General features: G+C 66.3%; 28 protein-coding genes and 3 pseudogenes. 12 read left to right on the top strand and 19 right to left on the bottom strand.

Annotated features, from left to right (window positions below; genetic code table 11):
• Positions 1-26: 26 nt before the first annotated feature.
• Together AB0H42_RS06095 and add are read left to right on the top strand one after the other, a co-directional pair.
• Positions 27-926, top strand: coding sequence for an alpha/beta fold hydrolase (locus tag AB0H42_RS06095; protein WP_357050534.1), 900 nt, complete (start codon positions 27-29; stop codon positions 924-926).
• Between the two features lie 153 nt (positions 927-1,079).
• A complete protein-coding gene (gene add, locus AB0H42_RS06090) occupies positions 1,080-2,285 on the top strand; it encodes an adenosine deaminase (RefSeq protein WP_357050531.1) in 1,206 nt (401 codons plus the stop codon).
• 23 nt (positions 2,286-2,308) lie between these two features.
• Here the strand turns inward: add and AB0H42_RS06085 are convergent, their stop codons facing one another.
• Both AB0H42_RS06085 and AB0H42_RS06080 read right to left on the bottom strand, forming a co-directional pair.
• Complete coding sequence (locus AB0H42_RS06085) at positions 2,309-2,632, bottom strand: hypothetical protein (protein WP_357050529.1); 324 nt, start codon at positions 2,630-2,632, stop codon at positions 2,309-2,311.
• A gap of 112 nt (positions 2,633-2,744) precedes the next feature.
• Positions 2,745-3,122 carry a hypothetical protein gene (locus tag AB0H42_RS06080; RefSeq protein ID WP_357050526.1) on the bottom strand — a complete coding sequence of 126 codons (378 nt, stop codon included), beginning with the start codon at positions 3,120-3,122 and terminating at the stop codon, positions 2,745-2,747.
• A gap of 305 nt (positions 3,123-3,427) precedes the next feature.
• Here AB0H42_RS06080 and AB0H42_RS06075 point away from each other — a divergent pair, with 305 nt between their 5' ends.
• Both AB0H42_RS06075 and AB0H42_RS06070 read left to right on the top strand, forming a co-directional pair.
• Positions 3,428-4,321 (top strand): oxidoreductase, encoded by an 894-nt coding sequence (locus AB0H42_RS06075; protein WP_357050982.1) that lies wholly within the window; start codon positions 3,428-3,430, stop codon positions 4,319-4,321.
• Between the two features lie 140 nt (positions 4,322-4,461).
• Positions 4,462-4,872, top strand: a complete 411-nt coding sequence (locus AB0H42_RS06070) for a PPOX class F420-dependent oxidoreductase (protein ID WP_357050523.1) — start codon at positions 4,462-4,464, stop codon at positions 4,870-4,872.
• Between the two features lie 137 nt (positions 4,873-5,009).
• On the opposite strand, the gene AB0H42_RS06065 is transcribed toward AB0H42_RS06070, so the two are convergent.
• The 5 genes from AB0H42_RS06065 to AB0H42_RS06045 form a co-directional block, all read right to left on the bottom strand.
• Entirely contained in the window at positions 5,010-5,537 is a 528-nt protein-coding gene (locus AB0H42_RS06065; protein ID WP_357050520.1) for a DUF1990 domain-containing protein, read from the bottom strand.
• A 70-nt stretch (positions 5,538-5,607) separates the two neighbouring features.
• Positions 5,608-5,877: a hypothetical protein gene (locus AB0H42_RS06060; RefSeq protein ID WP_357050517.1), complete on the bottom strand. Its 270-nt coding sequence runs from the start codon at positions 5,875-5,877 to the stop codon at positions 5,608-5,610.
• Complete coding sequence (locus AB0H42_RS06055; protein WP_357050515.1) at positions 5,874-6,767, bottom strand: hypothetical protein; 894 nt, start codon at positions 6,765-6,767, stop codon at positions 5,874-5,876. Before AB0H42_RS06055 ends, AB0H42_RS06060 begins: the two co-directional genes overlap by 4 nt.
• 421 nt (positions 6,768-7,188) lie before the next feature.
• The gene (locus AB0H42_RS06050) at positions 7,189-7,737 is read right to left on the bottom strand and encodes a VOC family protein (protein ID WP_357050512.1); all 549 of its coding nucleotides are present in this window, start codon (positions 7,735-7,737) and stop codon (positions 7,189-7,191) included.
• 112 nt (positions 7,738-7,849) lie between these two features.
• Positions 7,850-8,752 (bottom strand): alpha/beta hydrolase, encoded by a 903-nt coding sequence (locus AB0H42_RS06045; protein WP_357050509.1) that lies wholly within the window; start codon positions 8,750-8,752, stop codon positions 7,850-7,852.
• A 53-nt stretch (positions 8,753-8,805) separates the two neighbouring features.
• On the opposite strand from AB0H42_RS06045, the gene AB0H42_RS06040 reads away from it, so the two are divergent.
• Positions 8,806-9,492 carry a TetR/AcrR family transcriptional regulator gene (locus AB0H42_RS06040; protein WP_357050506.1) on the top strand — a complete coding sequence of 229 codons (687 nt, stop codon included), beginning with the start codon at positions 8,806-8,808 and terminating at the stop codon, positions 9,490-9,492.
• A 211-nt stretch (positions 9,493-9,703) separates the two neighbouring features.
• Positions 9,704-10,264 (top strand): GNAT family protein, encoded by a 561-nt coding sequence (locus AB0H42_RS06035; RefSeq protein WP_357050503.1) that lies wholly within the window; start codon positions 9,704-9,706, stop codon positions 10,262-10,264.
• Between the two features lie 13 nt (positions 10,265-10,277).
• Here AB0H42_RS06035 and cynR read toward each other — a convergent pair.
• Positions 10,278-10,916, bottom strand: a pseudogene (cynR, locus tag AB0H42_RS06030) (transcriptional regulator CynR); the annotation flags it as partial.
• Here cynR and AB0H42_RS06025 point away from each other — a divergent pair.
• From AB0H42_RS06025 to AB0H42_RS06015, 3 genes and pseudogenes are all read left to right on the top strand, one after another.
• Positions 10,803-11,168, top strand: a complete 366-nt coding sequence (locus tag AB0H42_RS06025) for a hypothetical protein (protein ID WP_357050500.1) — start codon at positions 10,803-10,805, stop codon at positions 11,166-11,168. The pseudogene cynR and the gene AB0H42_RS06025 sit on opposite strands and share 114 nt — an antisense overlap.
• Positions 11,087-11,272 (top strand): annotated as a pseudogene (locus AB0H42_RS06020) (ankyrin repeat domain-containing protein); the annotation flags it as partial. The gene AB0H42_RS06025 and the pseudogene AB0H42_RS06020, both read left to right, overlap by 82 nt.
• Before the next feature lie 250 nt (positions 11,273-11,522).
• Positions 11,523-11,948, top strand: a complete 426-nt coding sequence (locus AB0H42_RS06015; RefSeq protein ID WP_357050497.1) for a DoxX family protein — start codon at positions 11,523-11,525, stop codon at positions 11,946-11,948.
• A 109-nt stretch (positions 11,949-12,057) separates the two neighbouring features.
• On the opposite strand, the gene AB0H42_RS06010 is transcribed toward AB0H42_RS06015, so the two are convergent.
• The 7 genes from AB0H42_RS06010 to AB0H42_RS05980 form a co-directional block, all read right to left on the bottom strand.
• Positions 12,058-12,189, bottom strand: a complete 132-nt coding sequence (locus AB0H42_RS06010; RefSeq protein ID WP_357050494.1) for a hypothetical protein — start codon at positions 12,187-12,189, stop codon at positions 12,058-12,060.
• A gap of 383 nt (positions 12,190-12,572) precedes the next feature.
• Positions 12,573-13,379 (bottom strand): ESX secretion-associated protein EspG, encoded by an 807-nt coding sequence (locus AB0H42_RS06005; RefSeq protein WP_357050491.1) that lies wholly within the window; start codon positions 13,377-13,379, stop codon positions 12,573-12,575.
• A 3-nt stretch (positions 13,380-13,382) separates the two neighbouring features.
• On the bottom strand, positions 13,383-14,762 hold the full coding sequence (locus AB0H42_RS06000) for a hypothetical protein (protein ID WP_357050488.1): 1,380 nt from the start codon (positions 14,760-14,762) through the stop codon (positions 13,383-13,385).
• An 11-nt stretch (positions 14,763-14,773) separates the two neighbouring features.
• Positions 14,774-15,151, bottom strand: a complete 378-nt coding sequence (locus AB0H42_RS05995) for a hypothetical protein (RefSeq protein ID WP_357050486.1) — start codon at positions 15,149-15,151, stop codon at positions 14,774-14,776.
• 11 nt (positions 15,152-15,162) lie between these two features.
• Positions 15,163-15,705 (bottom strand): DUF3558 domain-containing protein, encoded by a 543-nt coding sequence (locus tag AB0H42_RS05990; RefSeq protein WP_357050483.1) that lies wholly within the window; start codon positions 15,703-15,705, stop codon positions 15,163-15,165.
• 189 nt (positions 15,706-15,894) lie between these two features.
• Positions 15,895-16,116: a DUF397 domain-containing protein gene (locus tag AB0H42_RS05985; protein ID WP_357050480.1), complete on the bottom strand. Its 222-nt coding sequence runs from the start codon at positions 16,114-16,116 to the stop codon at positions 15,895-15,897.
• Positions 16,113-17,009 carry a helix-turn-helix transcriptional regulator gene (locus AB0H42_RS05980; RefSeq protein WP_357050477.1) on the bottom strand — a complete coding sequence of 299 codons (897 nt, stop codon included), beginning with the start codon at positions 17,007-17,009 and terminating at the stop codon, positions 16,113-16,115. Before AB0H42_RS05980 ends, AB0H42_RS05985 begins: the two co-directional genes overlap by 4 nt.
• 318 nt (positions 17,010-17,327) lie before the next feature.
• On the opposite strand from AB0H42_RS05980, the gene AB0H42_RS05975 reads away from it, so the two are divergent.
• The 3 genes from AB0H42_RS05975 to AB0H42_RS05965 are packed head-to-tail and all read left to right on the top strand — an operon-like array spanning position 17,328 to position 18,918.
• Entirely contained in the window at positions 17,328-17,693 is a 366-nt protein-coding gene (locus AB0H42_RS05975) for a hypothetical protein (RefSeq protein WP_357050474.1), read from the top strand.
• Positions 17,690-18,031, top strand: coding sequence for a hypothetical protein (locus AB0H42_RS05970; protein WP_357050471.1), 342 nt, complete (start codon positions 17,690-17,692; stop codon positions 18,029-18,031). The genes AB0H42_RS05975 and AB0H42_RS05970 overlap by 4 nt, the downstream gene beginning before the upstream one ends.
• Positions 18,028-18,918 carry an NAD-dependent epimerase/dehydratase family protein gene (locus AB0H42_RS05965; RefSeq protein WP_357050468.1) on the top strand — a complete coding sequence of 297 codons (891 nt, stop codon included), beginning with the start codon at positions 18,028-18,030 and terminating at the stop codon, positions 18,916-18,918. The genes AB0H42_RS05970 and AB0H42_RS05965 overlap by 4 nt, the downstream gene beginning before the upstream one ends.
• 120 nt (positions 18,919-19,038) lie before the next feature.
• Here the strand turns inward: AB0H42_RS05965 and AB0H42_RS05960 are convergent, their stop codons facing one another.
• The 4 genes and pseudogenes from AB0H42_RS05960 to AB0H42_RS05945 form a co-directional block, all read right to left on the bottom strand.
• Positions 19,039-19,845: a TspO/MBR family protein gene (locus AB0H42_RS05960; RefSeq protein WP_357050465.1), complete on the bottom strand. Its 807-nt coding sequence runs from the start codon at positions 19,843-19,845 to the stop codon at positions 19,039-19,041.
• 130 nt (positions 19,846-19,975) lie between these two features.
• A pseudogene (locus AB0H42_RS05955) lies at positions 19,976-20,083 on the bottom strand (Txe/YoeB family addiction module toxin); the annotation flags it as partial.
• Between the two features lie 24 nt (positions 20,084-20,107).
• Positions 20,108-20,521 carry a hypothetical protein gene (locus tag AB0H42_RS05950; RefSeq protein ID WP_357050462.1) on the bottom strand — a complete coding sequence of 138 codons (414 nt, stop codon included), beginning with the start codon at positions 20,519-20,521 and terminating at the stop codon, positions 20,108-20,110.
• Positions 20,518-21,849: a polymorphic toxin type 24 domain-containing protein gene (locus AB0H42_RS05945; protein WP_357050459.1), complete on the bottom strand. Its 1,332-nt coding sequence runs from the start codon at positions 21,847-21,849 to the stop codon at positions 20,518-20,520. Before AB0H42_RS05945 ends, AB0H42_RS05950 begins: the two co-directional genes overlap by 4 nt.
• Between the last annotated feature and the right edge of the window lie 7 nt (positions 21,850-21,856).

Raw genomic sequence — 21,856 nt, 5'->3', positions numbered from 1 at the left:
CGTACAACGTACCTAATCGAGGATTTATGACCATACGCACCACCTTCCCGTCCGGGCGCGACCGTTGCGCGGCCTGGCTGACAGTGCCCGACGCCCCCGGCCCGCACCCCGCCGTCGTCCTCGTCCACGGCGGCGGCGCCACCCACGAGATGATGCTCGGGCAATACGAACGATGGTTCGCGCAGGCGGGACTGGCCGTGGTGGCGTTCGACTTCCGTCATCTGGGCGAATCCGCCGGCGAGCCGCGGCAACTGGTCTCCCAGCGCCGCTACGCCGAAGATGTCGACGCGGCATTGGCCTTCGCCCGCTCCCGTCCCGAACTGGATGCCGACCGGATCGCGCTGTGGGGCACCTCCTTCGGTGCCAGCCATGTCCTGGCCGCCGCCGCCCGCCATCGCGACCTGCGCGCGGCGGTCGTGCAATGCCCGGTTTTCAGCGGGCGTGCCGTCGTCGCCCGCGCGGGTGTGGGCCACCTGCTGCGGTTCACGCTCCCGATCGTCTCGGACCTGGTCCGCGGCGCACTGGGTCTGTCCCGGCGCTATGTTCCCCTGGTGGGCGAACCCGGGGAGCGTGCCTTCGTCACACAGGCGGGGGCGCTCGCGGGGTGGCAGTCCGTGACGCCGCCGGGATACGCCTTCGACAACCGGATCACCGCAGCCTCCGGCCTCGGCATGCTGTTCTACAACGCGGCGTCGGCCGCGCCACAGGTGCGGTGCCCGCTGATGGTCTGCGCCTGCGCACGCGAGAATCTCATCGACCCGGCGATCGCGGCCCGGGTAGCCGCCCGCGCACCGCAGGCCGTACTGAAGACCTACGACGCCGACCATTTCACCGTCTACCACCCACCGGTGGTGGAGCAGATCATCGCAGACCAGATCGCCTTCCTCACCGCACATCTCGCACCACCACGCACCGTGGACAACTGACGGGCCCGAGGCCGGCGGTTCGGTTAGAGTGCCGAACCGAGGCCGGCAGGCCGTGGCGGAAGTACAGAGGGTGGCGTTGTGCTGATCCGGTCGGAAGAAACTGCGCAAACCCTTCTCCGAGCCGCCCGGAACCTGAGCGATTGCTTCATGAGAATGGAGGGCCCTGATACCACTCACGGCATCAGGCCTTTCGCCCGGCGATTCGAGAACGCGGCCGCGAAACTCTCCGACTCCGACAGAGGTTTTCGTCATGCCCCCGGCACCGGCGAGTCCGCACGCTCGTCGTCGGCGGGTTCGAGCCGCCGGCCCGGAGCGGACTCCAGCGCCGGCGGTTCCGGTGGCGGACCGCTGCCGCGTGGTGGATCCGCCGACCCGTATCCCAAGATCGAACTGCATGTCCATCTCGAGGGCACGATCCGGCCGGAAAGATTGCTGGATATGGCGCGGCGCAATGGTGTGACATTGCCCGCGGACAATGTCGAGGCGCTGTCCGCCCTGTATCGATACCGCAACTTCGGCCACTTCCTGGAGATGTGGCGCGCCACCACCGGCACGATGCGCACCGGAGACGATTTCCGCCGGGCCGTCCTCGATTACGCTCTGGAGGCGAAAACGCACGGCGTGCAGTACATCGAAACCACCTTTTCACCCATCAATCGCAATAAATGGGACGGCATCCCGTATCCGGCGATGTTCGACGGTGTCACGGACGGCATCACCGCGGCGGCCGAACACCACGGTGTCACCGTGCGCGCCATGCCCAGCCTGATCTGGGGAGTCGACCGCGACCTGGCCGAAGAATGCGCGCAATGGGCCGTGCGCTACCGGGACCGGGGCATTGTCGGCCTGGACGCCGGCGGCGATGAACTGGCGCGCGGCGACGTCTCGGAGTTCGACCGGGCGGTGGCCATCGCGCGCGACGGCGGGCTGGGAATCGTGCCGCACGCGGGGGAAGCGGGAGGCGTCCGCGCCATCCGGGATGTCCTGCGCTGGAACCCGGACGGGCTACAGCACGGGATCGCCGCGGCCGGCGACCCCGCTCTCATGGCCGAGCTCGTGGATCGGGGAACCGTACTCCGGGTGACCCCGACCTCCAACGTCGCCACCCGTGTCGTGGCGGATATCGCGGAACATCCACTCCCCCGGCTGCGCGAGGCCGGTATCCGCTGCAGTATCGGTACCGACGACCCGGCTCTGTTCGGTACCACCCTCGGCCAGGAATACGAGCTGGCCGAGCGACTCGGGATCAGCCCGGCCTCCGCCTACCGGGCCGGCGTCGACGGGTCCCTGTGCGACGACGCCGTGCGGCAGCAACTGCGCGAGGTCGGCGACACCGCGTTCGGCGCTCCGTCCAGCTGACCGCACACGAACGCCGCTGCCGGTCAGAGACTTCCGGACATCCGCCCGTACACGATCAGCAGCAGCACGTCGAGAGCGGAGATCGCGAGCAGGACCAGCCACTGCCGGGGCCGGTCCCCGCGCATGACCACGAACGACGCCGTCACACCGAGGAGCCCGGCGGCGCAGTACCCGAGTTTCCAGCCGAGTCCCTCCGAGCTCAGGCCCATCACGGCGATGATCGAGGACAGCACCAGAGCGGCGACCATCATTTCATTACGCAGTAATCCCTCGTCGAGCAGTGCGACGGCCCGCTCGATCGCGGCGCTCATACCGCCCGAACGACGTGCGCGACGTGTATCCCCCATGCGAAACCCCTTCCGCCGGCTGCCGCGCTGCACGCGACAGGTCTGTGTCCACCTCTTCTGCTGTATTCCGAGAAGATTCCGTGCCCGCCGGACACGGCGTCCACGCCGCCGGTCACAACACCGGGCAGGCCGAGCCGAGGTTCAGGCCGGAGCCGACCTCCACTGCGAGCGACTGTTCGCTACCGATGTTCACGGCGTGCAGGTCGTGCGTGCCGGGAACCTCCGGGGTCCAATCCGCGGTGACCGTGCCGGACTCACCGACGAGAATCGCGCCGGGCGGATCGAACGAACCCTTCTGGCTGTCGTAGAAACTGACGTACTCGCCCGGCTCCGCGGTAGCGGACGCGGTGTAGGTGCAATGGGTTCCGTAGGGCGCCGTGGCGCTCCCTGCGCCGGCCCCCGGCGCCAGCTCGAAATCGGTGACCGCCGCAAGCGCGTCGGGAGCGGTGACCACGAGCGCCGGCGCCAGTGCGCCCAGCAGCGCGGCCACCGTCGGAACAGTCCTGCGTGAACGGTGCATCAACGACCCTTTCGACGACAACGGATGGAACGGAACTGCCGGTACCACCTGGTCGAGAACGCTCGACCGGAGTCGAGCGGAAAGCCGGAGCCGGGGCCTCGGCCACGGACAACCGGCCCCGGGAACACGAACCTCACGCTACTCGGCGAGCTGCGCGCTGTTCGGTGCTTCCGCGCATTTCTGCGCCGGCGGGCGGATTCGCGTTATCGGCGTAATCGCGGTACCCGCCGCATTTCCGGCGAGTCCGCGCCCGATGGAGTTTCCGGCGTTACCGTCTGGACATGAGTTCTTCGCACTGGACCGCGGCCGATCTGCCCGCCTTCGACGGCCGCACCGTGGTCGTCACCGGCGCCAACAGCGGCGTCGGATTCGGCACCGCCACTTTGCTGTCCCGGGCCGGCGCGCATGTGGTGCTCGCCGTCCGCGATATCGGCCGCGGCAACGAGGCCGCGCGCCGGATCGGCGGCAGCAACGAGGTGCGGCGGCTCGATCTCGCCGATCAGGAATCGATCCGCGAGTTCGCCGGCGAGTGGGCGGGTGAGATCGCGATCCTGGTGAACAATGCCGGGGTCGCGATGGTGCCCGAGGGACGGACCAAGGACGGCTTCGAAATGCAGTTCGGCACCAACCATCTCGGTCATTTCGCGCTCACCAATCGGCTCCTGCCCCACATCACCGACCGCGTCGTCAATCTGGCCTCGGGTGCGCACAAGGTGGGGTCGATCGATTTCGACGATCTGGACTACGCCAAGAGCGGTTACAGTCCCGTGAAGGCCTACGGCCGTTCCAAGCTCGCGAACCTGCTGTTCACCCTCGAACTCGAACGCCGCCTCCGGCGGGCCGGGTCCACGGTGCGCGCCATGGCGTCGCATCCCGGGTACGCGGCCACCGAACTCGGTACCGCGAACCGCAACAAATTCCTGGTCGGCATCGTGCACCTGGCCGGCCGCTATCTCGCGCAAACCCCGGAGAAGGCGGCCTTGCCCACGCTGTTCGCCGCGACGCAGGACCTGCCGGGCGCGAGTTACGTCGGGCCGGACGGTCGCGGGGAGATGCACGGGTACCCGACACTCGTCGGCCGGTCGGCGCAGGCCAGCGATGTACACGCGGCGCAGCGGCTCTGGGAGGTCTCCGAGGAACTCACCGGCGTCCGGTTCGGTCTGTCCTGATCCGCCCGGAACTTCGCCACGATGCCCGGTGCGTTGCGCCCGGGCCGTAGCGGCCATCCGCGAAATAATCATGGCCTCGACGATCGCCGTGCGGGATCGATCAGCACGGCATCTCCGGACTCGTCACAAGGAGGTTCCCGATGTCGTTCACCGAGGAAGAGGTCGCCTATCTGCGCTCCCAGCCGCTCGCGCGAGTGGCCACCGTGGGCCCGGACGGGCAGCCCGACGTGGCGCCGGTGGGCTACGAGTTCGACGGCACCCACATCTATATCGGCGGTCATGATCCGGTGCGGACCAGGAAGTACCGCAATGTCGAACACGGCCACACGAAGGTCGCCGTCGTGATCGACGACCTCGTGTCCACAGACCCCTGGACCCCGCGATACCTGCGTGTGTACGGGACCGCCGAACTCGTGGAGCGTGCCGGACAGTTCGGGACCGCGCCGTATATGCGGATCACGCCCACCGTGTCCTGGAGTTTCAATCTGGCCGGGCGCGCGTTCTCACCCGGCGATGTACAGGTGCGGCGCACCGTCCACGCCTGCCGCTGAGCGCACCGCCGGATCGCTGGGCGATACCCGTTCACCCTGACCGCGGGGCGGGTCCCGCTGGTGCGGGCCGACTCGCGTTCGTCGACGCCCCCGGTCGACGCGGACGTTCGACGGCAGTCGGCGGCACGGTGCCGGATTCATCGCTCCCGTGGTGTCCGGCGCAGCACCGCGAGGTAGGCCGCCGCGGCCGCCCGTTGCGCCGGCACGGACAGCCGACCGCCCCGGCGCATGGACCGGCGCGCGGGGCGGGAGAACGCGGTGACCACGCCATATACGACATCGGTATCCCGGTCGTACTCGACGGCGAACAGCTCCTCCCCGCTCACCGGGTGCCCCGGCAGGGTGCCGTAGGCGAACCCGATCCGGTCGGGCTCGTCCAGTACGTACACCACCCGGCACGGCGCGCGCAGGCCGAACCGGCCGATCCCGAGCCGGAGGGTGACAGTCGTGCCCGGCTCGGCCACCGGCGTTCCGGCTTCCTGGAGAAGTCTCAGCCCGCGCTGCATCCGATAGCGCAGTAGCGCCGCGCCGAGCCGCCGGAATTCCGCCTCACCGGAAGCTATGGGACGACGCAACCGCAGGTGCTGGTATCCCGGCGGGAACTCACCACTAGTCGCACCGACCTCGGAGTAGGTGAAGGCGGGACCGTCCGGCGATTCGCTCATACCCCGATCCTCGTCGCCGCGAGCCATCGACGCGAGACCGGCAGGCGGACGTCAGGTATCGGTTCGGCAATCATCCGGAACAGTCACGATCGTCCGGATGCAGTTTCGGAAGTATGTCCAAATTTTCGTAATCGATGGGTTCGTAGTCGATAGTGTCGTCGAGCGACTCCGGGCTCTGCTCCCAGCGTGCGATCTCGGCGTCCCAGTCACGGTACGCGGGGTCCTCGGGGCCGATAGTGACCGAGCCGTCGACGTTATCGCCGTCGGGTTCTTGTCCGAAGTAGCGCACAAGGATACGTCCATCGTCGAGACGTCGGGCCAGCGGGTGTTCTTCACTCATCGCGTAATCCCCAATTCTCTCTCCAGAGCCTCGTAAAAGGAAGTCAGATGACGACCCGCAGCGACCGATCCGTAGAACTCTGGTGGCGCGGCGCTGCCGACTCCGTCGGAAATATTTTGCACTGTTTTTTCGCGCCAGGCGATGCCTTCGGCGAACAGCTCCCTTTTCCCGGACTCGCCGGGCCGGGCAAAATATTCAGCGCCCTTCGGGCTCGTGACTTGAATGTGGCGAAGAACCATGGTGTGAAACTGAGAAAACACCGGTTCCTTACTCGGCCTGTCGAGAGCGTCATCGAGGGCGTGGCCGAATTCGTGCGGCGCGGTAGCTTTTCGGGAGTGTTGTGCGTGGCCTACGAGCAACGCCCTGAACCTCTCGCTGTACACGCCGCCGACGTCGTCCCAGGTCGAACCATCGGGCCACGCCGCGGGCTTCTCGTCCCGGGGTCTCGTTGCCGACCAAGCCGCATGGCCGAGGTCGTGCAATCGACCGGAGCCGAGCCAGATCCCCCCATCGGGATATTCCTTCATATGAGCCGCGACAATGCGATGATACCGGTCCGGTAATGATGCCAATGAACGAGCATACTCCTGAGCCCGGGCCGAGCCGTCCACATGATACCGATCGTCGTAAATGCTTCTCAGGTATCGATCGACCGAATCATCTGTCGCATTCGACCTCGCGCCGGAAGCGTCGGCATTTTCAGAACCTCCTTTGCCGAACTGATGACCGCCGTATACATCGGCCTCGGTCTCCAGGTCGACTCCTTGCGTAATACCGCGAAGAAAGGTCTCTCTGTACACTCGGTTTGCGATATGGTCGGACCACTCTTTGAAATTGCCGACCAGTCCTTCGGTAACCCGCGAGGTGGCCCTGGGGATGCTGTTGCTCAATTCGACCTCGCTACCACGATGGGCCCCGGACCGACCCCGGCACCACAGGCGCTCGCAGTTGCGTCTCGGCCTGGGGCGGCCATCGGCGGCCCTGAGCCCGGATATACCGATGATTTCGGCCCCCGGTATCTCCAGGCTTCGATGATGCCTCATGTGGGGGAGTTTTCTGTGGCGAACGAGGGCGGCAGCCGGGCGCGCGCCGCTGTGCCCGAGATCCTGCTCATCGGGTCGGCGTTGCCGGTGACACTCCCGGCGGCGTACTGCGGCCCGAGGCGGCGCCGGCGCGATCGGTGCGAGGACCGCCGGAATCATCTCGGCAATGGCGGATCACGGCCGGCCGGTATCGGGCCTTGCTGGTCGACGCCGACATGACGCACACCGTGGGCCGACGCGTGTACGAGTTCCGTGCGACCGATCCCGGTCAGTCGGCCGCGGGAGCGACGGGCGGGCTGCTGCGCCCGTACCCCCGATCGCTGAGTTCCGCATCGAGGGTCCCCTGCGCCACCCGCATGACCTCGGCATACACCGGTTCCTGCAACCGTCGCCACATCTCGTCGGTGGCGACCTCCTCGACAGGAGCGATCACCCACCAGATATTGCCGAAGGGATCCGCGATCCGGCCGCCGCGCTGCCCGAACGCATCGTTGGCGGGTCGGGTGACGATCCGCCCTCCGGCCGCCGTGGCCCTGCCGATCGCCTCGTCCGCGTCGGGCACGAACACGCGCAGCAGACTCGGCAGCACGGGCCAGTCCTCGTGCCGGTCGAAGGCGAGGACGACGGTGTCGCCGATTCGTATCTCGCCGTGCCCGATCTTTCCGTCCATGGTCGGTACCCGGCCGAGTTCCACGCCGCCGAACACCTGGGCGACGTAATCGAGGAAAGCCCCGGTGTCATCGGTGACGACCCACGGCGCGACGGTGGTGTAGCCCGCGGGCTGGGTGTGTTCCGGCATCTCGATCCTCTCGCTCACTATCGGTACGACAGTGACGGTAAAGGCGATAGCGGTCGGAAACCGTCCTCGATCAGCTACCTCGCGGGCCGGGGCGCGAACGGCGGCCGTGTGAGTGCGCTACGACGATGTCTCAGCGAGCGATTTCGGTACGAAGCTCGGCCAGGGCGCGGGTCAGTTCGTGGATACCGGGGGTTTCGATCGGGTAATGACCGGCGCCGGCCAGCACGGTGAGCTTCTTCGGGGCAGCGATACGTTCGAAGAACTGCGCGCTCAACGACAGTGGCGTCCAGGTGTCGGCGCCGGGATGAACCAGCCACACCGGGCAGGTGGTGAAGTTCTCCGGTTCGACATGTGGCACCGAGGTGAGATAGGTCCGCAGGAAACCCAGCGGCATACGAACTCCTCCGCCCAGGGGATCGGTGGAGACCAATCGGGTCAGCGCCGGGTTGGCGGACATGGCCGGCATATTCGCCATCCACCGGATCGGGACCCCGAGGTTGTCGACGGCGGGGAAGAGCAGCCGCGCACCGTGGCGGCCGAGCCATGGGTGGCGGGCGATCGCGCTGCGAACCTGCGGCATTCGTGGATCGATCAGGCAGGTCGCCACGACCGCGGCGGCCAGACCGGTGCGTGCGGCGGCTTCGTAGGCCAGCATGCCGCCCATGCTGGCGCCCAGGAGCACCAGCGGCCGGGGATCGGCGGCGTGCTCGGCCCGGACCAGGTCGGTGAGGCAGTCCACCCAATCCGGATAACGGATGCGCCGACGCGCGGGAACCCGCGTACGGCCGTAGCCGGGGAGGTCGGGCACCACCACCTCGAAACCCTGTCCGGCCGCCAGCGCCGCGAATGGCCATACCGCCGCGGCGTGCCCGCCGGCGCCGTGCGCCAGCAGCATCCGCGCCGGTGCGTCGGCCCGGACGAGGCGTTCGATGTGCACGCGGTGGTCGCGGTGGTCCCACCAGGTCCGCTCCGGCCGTAGCGCGGGGTCGGGTCGCAGGTCGGCGGGCAGAAAAGCGAGGTAGGAGCTGTGCATGTCACAATAATTCGAGCAATATTCGGTTTTGACAACTCGACTTCGGGACCCCTATGTCCACTCCTCGGAAAACCCCGCGCCAGCAGCGATCACAGTTCACCTTCGATGCGATCCTCGACGCGGCTGCTCGACTTTTCCAACAGCACGGCTACGCGGCGACCACCACCAACAAGGTCGCCGAACTCGCGGGCGTCTCGATCGGCACCCTCTACCACTACGTCCCCAACAAGGACGCTCTCCTCTACGCACTCGCCGACCGCCACCTGCGCGAGGCCACGGCCGCCCTCCTCACCGAGACCACGGCCCTACGCGCCGAGGCGCCGCCCCTGGACGAAACCGTGCACCGCCTGATCACCTCGGTCGCCGACCTACACCGTGCCCAGCCGCGTATGCACCGATTGCTGTTCGAACAGTCACCGCGCACTCCCGAAGGCCTCACCCGGTTGCGCGATCTCGAACAGCGCCTCGCCGCCGAGGTCGCCTACCACCTGCGCCGCCTCGAAGTCGCCGGCGCCGACCCCGATCTCGACGCACTGCTGTTCGTACAAGCTGTCGAAGCACAGGTCCACGGCGCTGTCCTCAACCCGCCGGAAGGCAGAACCGCAGACCGATGCCTCGAGGCAGTGACCGCCTTCTGGACCCGGTCCTTGGCTGATCAGCGGGCCACTACGGCGCCGTGCGCGGCTGGGACGCCATCGACGAGTCCGACACCTTTTCGAACAAGGAGTGGGCCGTACTGAACCCCCCGCCGTGTTGATCCAGCGCTGAGCCCCCGGCGCGCCATTCGGCAGGCGCACCGAGGTGGTCCGCCACGGGTGACCGTCGCCCGAATACCGGCGCTCGGCACCACGACCACACGGTTGCGGCGGGCCGAGGTCGCAGGCGATGCGTCACTCTGTGTGCCGGGAAACCCAGTACTCGGATGGCCGGACTGTGTCATAGCGTCGGAAGGTGAAGCCCATTCCTTTTCCGTACCCCCCGCTGCGTGATGACGAGGTCGAGCTGCGACCGTGGCACGAAAGCGATCTCCCACAGCGGTTCCGAGCCTTCGCCGACCCGCTCTGCCGCCGATTCTCGTGGCCACTGACCGAGCCGCTCACCGAGGCGCACGTACGGAATCGGTTCGCCGAGGAAGAACCGGCGCGGCTGCGGGGCGAAGAACTCTGCCTCGCGGTCACCGATGCCGCCGACCCGGCGGATATCCGGGGCGGGGCCTCCATCTACGACGCCGGCAGATCCGAAGGACGGATGGCGATCGGATACTGGTTGGCACCGCACGCGCGCGGGCGCGGTATCGCCACCCGGACCCTGCGCCTGCTGGCCGGCTGGGCGTTCGACGCGCTCGCAGTCGAACGCCTCGAACTCACCTGTGGTCCGGACAACATCGCATCCCAGCGGGTAGCGCTCCGGTGTGGGTTCGTGCGGGAGGGGCTGCTGCGGTCCCATATCCCGTTCCAGGGAGCACGACGGGACACGGTCGTGTTCGGCTTGCTTCCGGGAGAGTTGACGTAGAACGGCCCGCGCGTCAGGCGATATCCGTGGCCATGGCCGCGAAGGCGCGGGCCGCCGCGGAGTGATAGGCGGTCCGGCGGCGCAGGAGTTCGACTGTGCGGTCGGGCGGGGACGGGGACAGCGTCACCGGATGTAGGTCGGGGTGTGCCCGGGTGATCGCCTCCGGGATGACGGTGGCCAGTGAACCGCGGCGGACGACCTCCAGCAGGGCGCTGATCGAATTCGCCTCCACCACGATATGCGGTGCGATCTCGAATTCGGCCAGATACCTGTCGATGTGCAGACGCGTCGCGAAGTCACCGGTGAGCAGACCCAGTGGCTCGCCGGTGAGCCGGTCGGCCGGCAGTGACCGCGAGGTGGCCGCCAGGTGGTGTCGCGAATCGACGACGAGGACGAGTGCCTCGGTGAACAGCGATGTGTGTTCGATACCGGCGGCATGGTCGCCCGCGAAAGCGATACCGAGGTCGACCCGGTCGGCCATCAGGTCCGCCTCGATCCGGTCCTGAGTGGTTTCTCCGATAGTGATCGTGATTCCCGGGTGAGCGCACCGGAACCGGTGGACGAGGGGCCCGATGAGGTAGCTGGTGAAGGTGGGGGTCATCGCGATCCGCAGCCGGCCGCGGGACAGATCGCGGACATCGTGGACCGCGCGACCCCACTGATCGCCGCCACCAAGAATCGCGCCACCGCCGCCGCGCGGGCCCTCGTCGAGGCGGGCGCCGACGTCGACGCAAAGGACGATCTACAGGACTCGGCCTATCTGTACGCCGGAGCGGAGGGCATCAACGACATCCTCGAACTGACCTCACCCACGGCGCCGACCTGCGCAGCGTCAACCGCTACGACGGCACCGCGCTCATTCCGGCCGCCGAACACGGCCATGTCGGCAAAGTGCGACGGCTGATCGAAGCCGGTGTCGAGGTGGACCACATCAACAACTCCGGCTGGACCGCGCTGCACGAAGCCATCGTGTACGGCGACGGGTCGTCGCGCTATCCGCAGGTCGTCACCGCCTTGCTCGCGGCAGGCGCCGACCCCTCGATCCCGGACAACGCCGGCCGCACCGCGCTGGACAACGCCCGGCGACTCGGCCAGTCGGCCATCGTCCAGATCTTGCGTGATCACCAGACCACCGGGACGAACAACGCTGAGCTCCCCGCGCCGGATCTCCACCAATGCAGGACCCCGCCCGATAGCGACCGCTGCGACCGCGGCCGATGCCGCACTTTCCGATCCTTCTCCGAGAAGGACCCCTGTTATGACCAACCTCCGCAACCTACTGATCCTGCTGGCCAGAGTCGGACTCGGCGTCGTATTCCTCGCCCACGGCTGGCAGAAATTCGTGACCAACGGTATCGACGCGACCCAGCGGGGATTCGAATCGATGGGCGCCCCACTGCCCGGCATTTCCGCGATCCTCGCCGCCGCCATCGAACTCGCCGGAGGCGCGGGCCTGATACTCGGTGTGATCACCCCGGTCTGGGCGGTACTGCTCTTCGCGGATATGGTCGGCGCCTACCTGATCGCGCATATGGGTAACGGCCTGTTCGTGAACAGCGGCGGCAGCGAACTGGTCATCGGGCTCGGCACGGGCGCTCTCCTACTCCTGTGCACCGGCGTGGGCCGTTTCAGCGTGGACAGGCTGCTGGGGGATCGAGCGCCGTGGAACCGCATCAAGTACTGATCCGATCTCCATACGCACCACACCCCTCACTCACCGGCCTCCGCCGACAGTGGAGCCGCACAATGACGGTGGAGTACGACCTCGGACCTGAAGCGCTCGGAACACAGCTTCAGCCGAATCGGAACCCGAAAAGTCCTCCGGTATCGGTCTCGTCGGTCAGGCGAGTGTCGAGAATATAGGGTGCAGAATCGAAAGCGCCTTCACTCTGCGATTCAATACTGGTCAGGAAATCCGAATTCATGGTCACGATGTACTGAAAAGACGAAGCGGATCTCATCGAGGTACTCAATCTCGACGAGGGCGGCCGGAGCACCCGGGAGGAGATCGAGCGGCCGCTGCTGTCTGCGGTGAAGCTACATATCAGTGAGGCGGGCGAAGCTCTGCGGGCCAATGATCTACCCCGCTTGGCATCGTGGTGCTCGCACTGCGATCGCTGCGACCTCGCCGGATTATGTCGCAACCGATCCTGACCGCAATTCCGATTCGACCACCTTCGTGCCATAAATGCGAACCATCGCAGACTCTGAAACCGGGTGGTCGCGTTATCGGGGACTGGTCAGCAGGTCAGGATGAAGTTCGAGTTCAGGCCGGCGGCGGTGGTGTGGCACTCGAGGCGACGCGTGGTCAGAGTTCGTGATCTTCGCGGTAGTCGGTCAGGGTTCGTTCGAGCAGGTTGTGCAGGTGGGCGGACAGTCCGGCGGTATCGGTGGGGACGGCGTGGATTGTGGCGGTGGCACGGACGCGGTAGCGGCCGTCGGGGTAGTCCATGATGTGGAAGTCCCGGGCCGGGGCCGGCCGGTGGTCGTAGGCGCCGCCCGGGTAGACGGCGATATGCGCGACAGTTGAGCGGGGGCGTTCGAAGAAACGGCGAGCCGCGTCGGGCGAAGGCGGGGGTGCGTCATCGAAGAAGGCCGTGAACGGCCGGTCGGCCGGTTCGTCGACTTCCGTGCGGTCCAGCCGGATCTCCGGGCCGCTGCCGCGGGGCACGTCGGAGAAGACGGCGAGGATGCGGCGGGCCAGGGTGTGTGCGGGGACGATCGCGATCTGCACGTCACCGCCACGGTCGGCGTCGGCGGTCGAGTCTTGAGTGAGCAGCACGGCACTTCGGCCGGTGACAGCCGCGTGCAGGCGAACCCGGGCGGCAGGGTCGGCCGTGGCGCGTGGCAATACGGGACGGGCCGCGCCCACGAATCCGGCGATCTCGATACGCGCCTCCGGTTGCACCAGTATCCGCAGCGGGCCGTAGAGGTCTTCGTCGAATACGGCACGTAGCCGGGCGGCCGCGGTCTTGTAGGCGTGTTCGTAGGCGGCGGCGGTCTCCTCGACCGACCGGTATCGCAGCGGATAGGGCAGCACGTCACGGCCGATGGCGTGCCAGAGCACCGTGAATTCGAGCGCCGACAGGTTCCAGGTGCGGCGGGTGGACTCCACTCGCTACTCCCCGAGGACGGGCGGTACGGCTTTCCGGCGGTGTTCCGGATCGAGACCGGTCAGCTCGTCACCGTGCTGCTGGGTGACCAGCGCTTCGGCTATCGCGGACTTCTGCTTCTCTTTGTCGTCCTCGCCTTTACCGCGGGCCCCGGGCGGCATCATCGCACCCGGCGTCGCACCGCGACCCGATGCGGTGCCGGTACTCGTGACCGCCGCACCGGGCCGGCCCACTTCGGAACCGTTGACCGTACGCCCCGGTACCGGTGCGGCCGGAACGCCGGGACCGCCCGGGGAGGTGCCGCCCGGACTGCCGGGAACGGTAGCGACCGGACTGCCCGGGCCGCCGGGGGTGGTGGCCGGGCTACCGAGCGGGCTGCCCGGTCCGGTGGGCACGCTGACGCCGGGGGCTGTGGTGGACGCGGTGGTCGTGTCGAGTCCTGCCGGACTCTCGGTCGTGGCGCCCGGGTCCGCCTGTGTCGAGGACGGGGTCTGGGTTTCGTCCGAGTCCTGTTCGCTGGTTCGGGGTGTGGTCGCGGACGGTTGGGTGCCGTCGCCGGCGGTCGTCACAGGCTGTGCCCCGGTCGAGATGGAGCCGGGCGGGACCGGACCCGGCGGAACCGAACCGGGAGCGTCGGGTTCGTGAACGGGGTTGTAGGCCAGCGGGATACGGGGCTGTCCGGTGTCTCCTTCCCGGATCCCGGGCTGGTAGACGCGTTCGAGCACAGAATAGGTGGCGAGTTCGGCGGCGCTGGTGCGATCGCTGTCCATTTTCCAGCTGGGCCCCGGCACCCAGCTCGCGACGGTGCTGGCCCAGCCGGTATCCGGTGCGGGCTGCACATTCTGTTTGGTCACCTCGACCGCGGATTTCACGACGCCGACCTTATCGGCCACGATTTTGGTCCCGGACACGAGATTCTGTGCCTTCATCACATAATCGGCGATTCCGCCGGCCGCCGCCGCGGCGGAAGCCCCACTCCACGACTCGGCGATGGCTTTGCCGATCGCGGGCCCGAACTCGTTCAGCCCGGTCTCGAGTTTCCCGGCCCGCGCGGTCCACATCTGGTGCAGGGTGTCCATGGCGGAGACGTCGATGGACTGAGCTTTCCGATACAAGTCGTCCAGATCCTCGCTGCGGACATTGCCGAACATCTGTTCCGGGATTCGAGGGTTGTGGAATTCGCCGTCGAAACTATTGTCGGTGAGATCCTGGATACGATTCCGCGCGGCGATCGCCTCGGGACTCTGATCACCATATGCCGCGGCCAGCGCCTGCGCGGCGGCATCCATATCCGCGGAGTCGGCGACCACGGCGCCGAGTGGACCCCGCATCGCCAAGGCCCCCAAATTCACGATCACTTCACCGAACGACGGCAAACCGAACATCTCGCTCCCCCTCAGCCGACCTGGTCGTAATCCTGCGAGTTGCTGGAGTCCTGCTCCTGCACACGATCCAGCGAAACCTGGATGGTATCGGCCATCAGTTTCAAGACCTGTATGTGATCGCGGAGGGAAGTAGCGAGATCGCCGTCACCTGTCGAATCCACTGCTTTCAGTCCGAGTAGCCGGGCCAGTTCTTGGCCGCAGGCGAACTCGCCGAGGCCGCTGACTCGTGCCATCTGCCCAATTCCTTGCAGGCACTCCTGATAGACACCGATCTGGGCTTCGATAGCCGTACGACATCCGACCGCCACCGATTCTTCGAGATACAGTTGCCCGGCCTTCGCCTGATCCGACAAAAATTGCCACTGGGTAATGCTGTCCTCAATACTCATTGCCCCCACCCCTACTTCGCCGGAAATACCGGCACCAGCACTTCCGCCGCCGACAAGGCGATATCACAAGGATCTCTTTCGTCCTCGGTGAGTACCGTTTTGTAGATCGATATCTCTATGGACTGGCCGTTTGCAGGAAAGCTCAAATAGCACATTTCTTCATGACTATCCTCTGCACGTTCGAACCGTACTCCTGACCGGCCGGCAGCCATGACGTCAGCAAAGTCGATGTTGTTCTGATCCTGCTTGGTTTCCTCAATGCTGTGGGTTGTCGCCCAGACTCCGAGCGCATAGTTCCAGCGGACAGCTCTGTCATGCCACGAGCACAACTTCCAGCCCTCGACGTTCTCCACCCCCGAGATCGTGTTGTCCCGAGTCGACGGGTCAACCCCGACCTGCCGCAACACATCGTCACTGATCTGCGTGCACGGGTCCCACAGCGCTTCGGTCGCCACCGAATCCGTGGTCATCGCAGGGGCCGCCGACCCACCGATGGTCGCATCACAGCCACTTACCGCCAGCAGGGCCCCTGCGAGTACCGATACAGTCGTCACTGCCGTCCGTCGTCCCACCACTGCTCCCATCGGCCGCCAGTACTCCGCTCACAGTCTATGACGCGCCCCAGAGCACGGCGGTTCCACCGAACGCCATCGGAAGATGCAGCGCGCACGGTTGCAACCGTGCGCGCGTAACGGAATCATCGGTAGCCTGCGACGGCCTCGCGGGAACCGCCGTCGAAAATCTCAGTGATGGCGCGTCATGAGCGAGACGAATCCACCCGCACGGAGTTCGGTTGCGAAGGCATCCCATGCTCCGGGTGCGAACACCAGGGCAGGTCCGAGGGTGTTCTTCGAATCCCTCACTCCCACCTGACCATCCGTCAACCACGCAACCTCGACACAATCGGTCTGCCCACTACTATGACTGCTCTTGAACCACATCGCTCCGGATAGATCCGTCTTCACGCTTCATACTCCTTCGCAATGTGCCTGAGCAGTTCTCGCGATCGCACTTGATCGTGTGCTGCGCTTCGGATTACCGAAGCAAGCTCATCGTAACGCCGCACATCATCACCGTTCTCGAGATAGAGATCGGGCTTGCCTACACCTTCGAAGTAGACCAGCGGCGGCTCGACTGACCGCCCTCGAGCATCATCGCCGAACGCAAGGATCACGAACGGTCCATGCAACAAACCCTGCGCGCATCCGGCACTGTACGGATGAATCCTGATATCCACGTTCGGACGCTTCCCGACCTCCGCCAGGTAGCGGAGCTGCTCCGCCATCACCTTCGGACCGCCGACCATACGATGTAGCGCCGATTCGTGCAGCAGCAGTTCGAGCCGCACCGGGTCGGCCTTACGGGTCACGATGGACTGGCGCTTCATCCGCAACTCCACCCGGCGTTCGATGTCGTCCGGGATTTCTTCCCGGTAGAAGCTGCTGATCAGCGCACGCGCGTAATCGGGTGTCTGCACCAGGCCGAACACGATTTCCTGATACGAGACGAGTTGTCGCGCTGACGCGGATAGTTCCACGTACATGTTGAACGTGGGATCACTATAGAGCCCCGCGAACGCCGTGTACCACGATGTAACCTTCGCCTGTTCCGCCAGGTCCAGCGCCCGCACCACCTCTTCGCGCGGCACCTCGTACAGCTCGCACAGCGCCCGCACGTCGACCGCGCGAACCTTTTTCGTCTTGGCGGCCTCGATGCGCTGTAGCGCCGCCTGACTCAGCTCCACCAGAGCGGCCGCTTTCGCCAGGCTCAACCCAATGGCCTCCCGGTGTTCCCGTAGAAACCGGCCCAGCTGCCGACGCGGCAGGGTCGATGGTTCCGCCCCCTCGTCACTGGTCATACCGCTACCTCCGTTCGGAAAAACGAATCATTGGGCACCCCGAAATCGAATCATCGCCGGAATCGGATTCGAATCACGTTCTGGGACTACACATCACTTTGGTCCGGACCCGCCGATTCGGCTTGGACCAGCGTATATCCCGTGGTGTGCTGGGGTCCGGAGAACGGGTGACACCGCGGACGGACCCACCGTCACCCGATCCTCGTGAGCTTCACCGAGTTCGGCCGCGACCACCTCCGCGCCCCGCGCGTTCCGTCCGGAAGGTCGCGTACCGACACGTACCCAATCGCCCACGTCTCGAAATACCCGGGAGGACCCGTGCCGTATCCGCATGTCCCAGGCTCATCGGAGCGCCGACCCACCGCCATCGGATTCGTCCGCATCGACATCTCCGCCCACCACGCCCCGCGCCACGCCGACGAAATCCAGCGGCACGCCCGGGAATCCGGCTATCGGTACCTGTACACCGTGCGCCCGCCCCTCGATGAACCGAACCCGCTCACCTATGTTCGCGCGCTCGCCACCGAACTCAAGGCCGAGGTGATCATCGCCTTCGACCTCGGTCAGGTGGATGACCGGCCCGCCTTGATCTGCGATCTCGGATACCGGCTGGAAACCGTCTGCCCGCCCACCGTGTGGGCGGCCGGTACGCCTGTCGCGAGAGCGGAAGGCGGGCGGGTATGAGTGCGTGGGATGCGTTGATCACCACCGCGACCGTGGTGGTCGTGTGCTTTGCGGTGGCCTCCGCGGTGGGCTGCGTATGGCCCGCCGAACCGCCGCGCCCCGCCAACTGTCCCGCACGACGCGTGCGGCACCGGATCTCCGTCACCCCCAAGACGGTGGCGTGGACGTGCGCGCTGCCCGGAACACCGCTGAGCGTCGACGACGCCCACAACGCCATGCGCCACCACCGTGCGCACGACTGCCTCCGGAAACGCGCCGCGTTCGCGACCCTCATCGTGCACGGCTGCGTGACCCCCGACCCCGCCCGCCGGCCGTATCGGCAGAAAGCACTCTTGTGAACCACGTAATCGTCACCGGGGGAGCCGGTTTCCTCGGTTCACATCTGTGCCGCCGTCTCCTCGCCCGCGGCGACCGCGTCACCGCAATCGACAATTTCGGCACCGGGCGGGCCGCGAATATCGCCGATATGACCGGCCACCCGCGCTTCACCCTGCGACCCACCGACACCACGGCCTTCAGCGCATTCACCGGCCTCGACGAGGCCACCCATATCGCGCACCTCGCCTATCCCGGCAGCCCCGTCGCCGTCGCCCGCGACTGGGCGGCAGTCCTGCGCGCGGCCTGCACCGGAACCCTCGCCGCACTCGACCTCGCCGCGGCCCACAATGCCCGCATCGTTCTCGCTTCCGGCCCCGCCCCCGCAAGCGAACCGGTGCGCACACGCCGGGCCGCGGCATTCGCCGCCCACCGGACCGGCCACCACCTGATCGAAACCGCCGCGCACCACGACCGGCGCGCCGATATCGGCATCGCCCGGTTGTTCGAGGTCTACGGGCCGGGCCTGCCGCCGGGCGACGGACGCGTCACCGCGACGATCTGCGCCGCCGCGCTACGTGCCCAGACCCTGTACCTCCCCGACAACCCGATACTGTCGTTCGTCTACATCACCGATGCGGTCGAGGCTCTCGTCACGATGCTCGACACCAATATCCGGGGCCCGATCGATATCGCCGGCCCCATGCTGGAAGTTCGCGAATTCGCCCGCACCGCCATCACGCTCGCGGGCACCGGTTGGCTGGAATGCACCTCGTCCGTTGCCGACCCCGGCACCCCCATCCCGAACCTCGACCGCACCCGCGACAGCCTCGGCTGGCAACCTACCACCGATCCGGCTACCGGCCTGCACCACACACTGGACTGGATGCGCACCTACGTCGGTAAGTGATGTGGCTATTGCGCTGCGGCCGCCCGCGGCACCGGACAGCCGACTCGGCCCCGGTAGCCGGCCACAAAGCTGTGGACCTCATCGTGCGGGTCACTACAACCAAGGCCGGGTGGCCGACGCTCATGAGGTCGGTGACGCCAGGGCGGCATTCCTTCGCCCGAGCCCGGCCGAAACAGTGGCCAGCGCCACCACCGCGGCGGCGGCGACCGCGACACTTCCCACCACGGCCGATTCCGGAACCTCGGCGAAACGGGCGACCCCGATCCATGCAAGTCCCCAGATCATGGCGAGCGCGAACGCGACCCGCCCGCCGCTGCGGAAAGCCAATGCGGTCCCGACCGCGGCCGCGACCACCAGCACCACCACCGCCCACGGCTCCGCGCCGAGACCGAGGCCACCGACGCCCCCGGCTTTCAGCGCTGCGGCGATATTCGCCACCGTCGCGACGATGACCCACCCGAGGTACAGGCCCATCACGCCGTCGAGCAGCACGGCTTCGACGCGGCTCGCGGGACGCGATCGCAGGCAGCGGGCGAAAATCACCGCCAGCGTCGCGAGCAGTGCGAGAATCACCACGACACTGACGTAGATCCAACCGAACTGCACGGTGGCGATCCACACCGCGTTCAGCAGCAGCGACAGGGCGATCAGCCACCACAGGTCCCGTACCCGCGGGTTCCCGCGCTGCGCCGGCAGCGCCTGCCAGACCGCGAGCGCGAGGAACCCGATATACAACAGCGACCAGATGGCGAAGGCCGTCCCGGCGGGAGCGACGAAGGTGGCGTCGGCCGCGAGCGCCCCGTCGGCGGCCTCGGCGATCGGCGTACCGCCCAGCGCGCCCGAACCGATCACCGCGGCGACCACCGCGATCACGGCAGCCGCCACGAGCAGTAGCTGCCTGAAAATATCGGATGTCCGGTCGGTCATGGGGCTCGTATGCCCGTTCGCCGCGTAACCAATCACCGGTGTCGGACATCTGCGAGCTGCTGCGAAGACGTCGTCGCCGAAGAGCTTCCGCGGCGAAGCCATCGACGCGAGCCGGGCCGCGGGCAGTGCGTCAGTAGTGGTACCGGGCCTGGGCGATAAGGATGTTTTCTCCGGCGACTGTATACACCAGACGGTGTTCGTCGTTGATCCGGCGAGACCAGTACCCGGACTTGTCGCCAGGCGAATCAGGACTGGGGCGCTCCTATGCACGCCCGCGTAGCCTCTTCAATTGTTGAAACCCGATAGATCCATTATCTGAAAGGTCGCCGGCAACTGGCTCGATCATTTCCAGTATCTCCACCTCCCCGCTGGCATCCAACTCGTAGAGCCTGTTTGCAATATAATCCGCATCAGGATCGTCACGTCGCCGCCCGATTTCGTCCAGGACGAGAAAAAGTCCCTTCAATCCGCCAAGCCTCGCCAGTACATCGGCAGAATCGACCTGCATCGTGACGACCTCGTCGTCCAGCATCTCGTGCAGACGTCCGACAGCGCTGTCTTCTTGAATGAAGTTTGCGAGCTCATAGATGGCGGCGTCCCTGGTGAGACCATCCGGGCTCCTGGAGTTCGACAACGCGACCTCCAGGCTGACGGCGTTCTTGTCGGGATGGGTCACGGGATCTCCTCGGGCAGAGCGGGGCGCACGGTATCACTGAGCGTCTTGGCGAATATCTCGCCGGTCTTGGGATTCACATTTTTCTGCACTTCGACAATATGTGGCACCGGTATATATTGTCCTGTCTTCTTGTCCAAATGGGGCTTCCCGGTGAGATCGACTCGGCTGGTTGCCACGCCGTCCTCGTCATAATATGAGTAGTTCGTTATGTTCCCGTTGGCGTCCTTCTTAACGATATATCCGTTCGGTGGCCCGTTGATGACCGGAAGGTTCCCATTCGTCCACACCTGTGCGGTTGACAGCTTTTGAGCAAGTGTCGGTTGGGAGCCACTGGCATCGATGGCGTCTTCGATGGTTTCGATGAGGTCGTGGATGCGCTCCAGCTTGGCGCGAGTGTGGCCGGTGGAACGGGTCACGGCGACCACCGTCCGCAACCCGGCCGCGGCGACGATACCGCGCAGCGCTTTGACCAGATCGTTGACCAGATCTACGGCTTTGCCGGCGCGGATTGCCGCCACGGCGCTGCCGCCGATTCCGAAACTGACCACCGAGGCGGCGACGGCGAGTGCGAGGGTGATGGCGATCTGCTTCTTCAGTTCGTCGGCGAACTGGGCGAGCATGTCGCGCAACTGCACCTTCATGTTGTCGTGCGCGATTTTCTGGGCCGCGCACGAGACGGCGATATCGGCGAAAGTGGCCAGCAGGTCTTCGGCGGCGATTTTGATTTCTCGGAGATCCTCGTCGATCGACGCCACCTCTGGCGCCGTGACCTGCTGGAACATCGCCGCTGCCCGCTCCAGTTCCACGGGCAGGTTGGTGGCGCCCGGTGCATGGGTCAGGCTGTTCCAGACGGTGGCGGCGGCGTTGAGTTTGTCGGTGTCGCCGTCGGGAACAGGTAGGTCGACACCAATCTTCTTCGCGAGTTCCAGACCGTCGTCGATCAGACCGCTACCCGGACCTCCTGCCGACGGCGGTGGTTGAGCACAGCTGACATAAGCGAAGTGCGGATCAGCCGGTTTCTGCGGCGCGGGGGTTCCGGAGCTGGGGTCGTGATCGCTACTCGCGTAGACGAACCCGGCCTGATTCAGCACCCGGGGATATTTGTCCAGCGCCAGCATCAGCGTGCTGACGAGATTGTTGGTTTCGCGGACCTGATTGTCGTACGAGGTCGCCCACTCCTTGCCCGGTCCGGCGCTGCCCGCCATCGCGTCGGTACCTTTCAACGCCTGCAAGTGCTGGTCGTAGGCGGTGAAGAAGGCGCTCGCCGCCTTGTTCACGATGGTGGCCGCCTCGTAGTAGACGGCCGGGTCCACATTGATGAAGTTCATCTACCGG

It is taken from the genome of Nocardia sp. NPDC050799 (assembly GCF_040654015.1).
In the GTDB taxonomy this organism is placed as follows: Bacteria; Actinomycetota; Actinomycetes; order Mycobacteriales; family Mycobacteriaceae; genus Nocardia.
The sequence above is the reverse complement of the archived record's forward strand: the minus strand, read 5'-3'. Positions and strand labels throughout refer to the sequence as shown.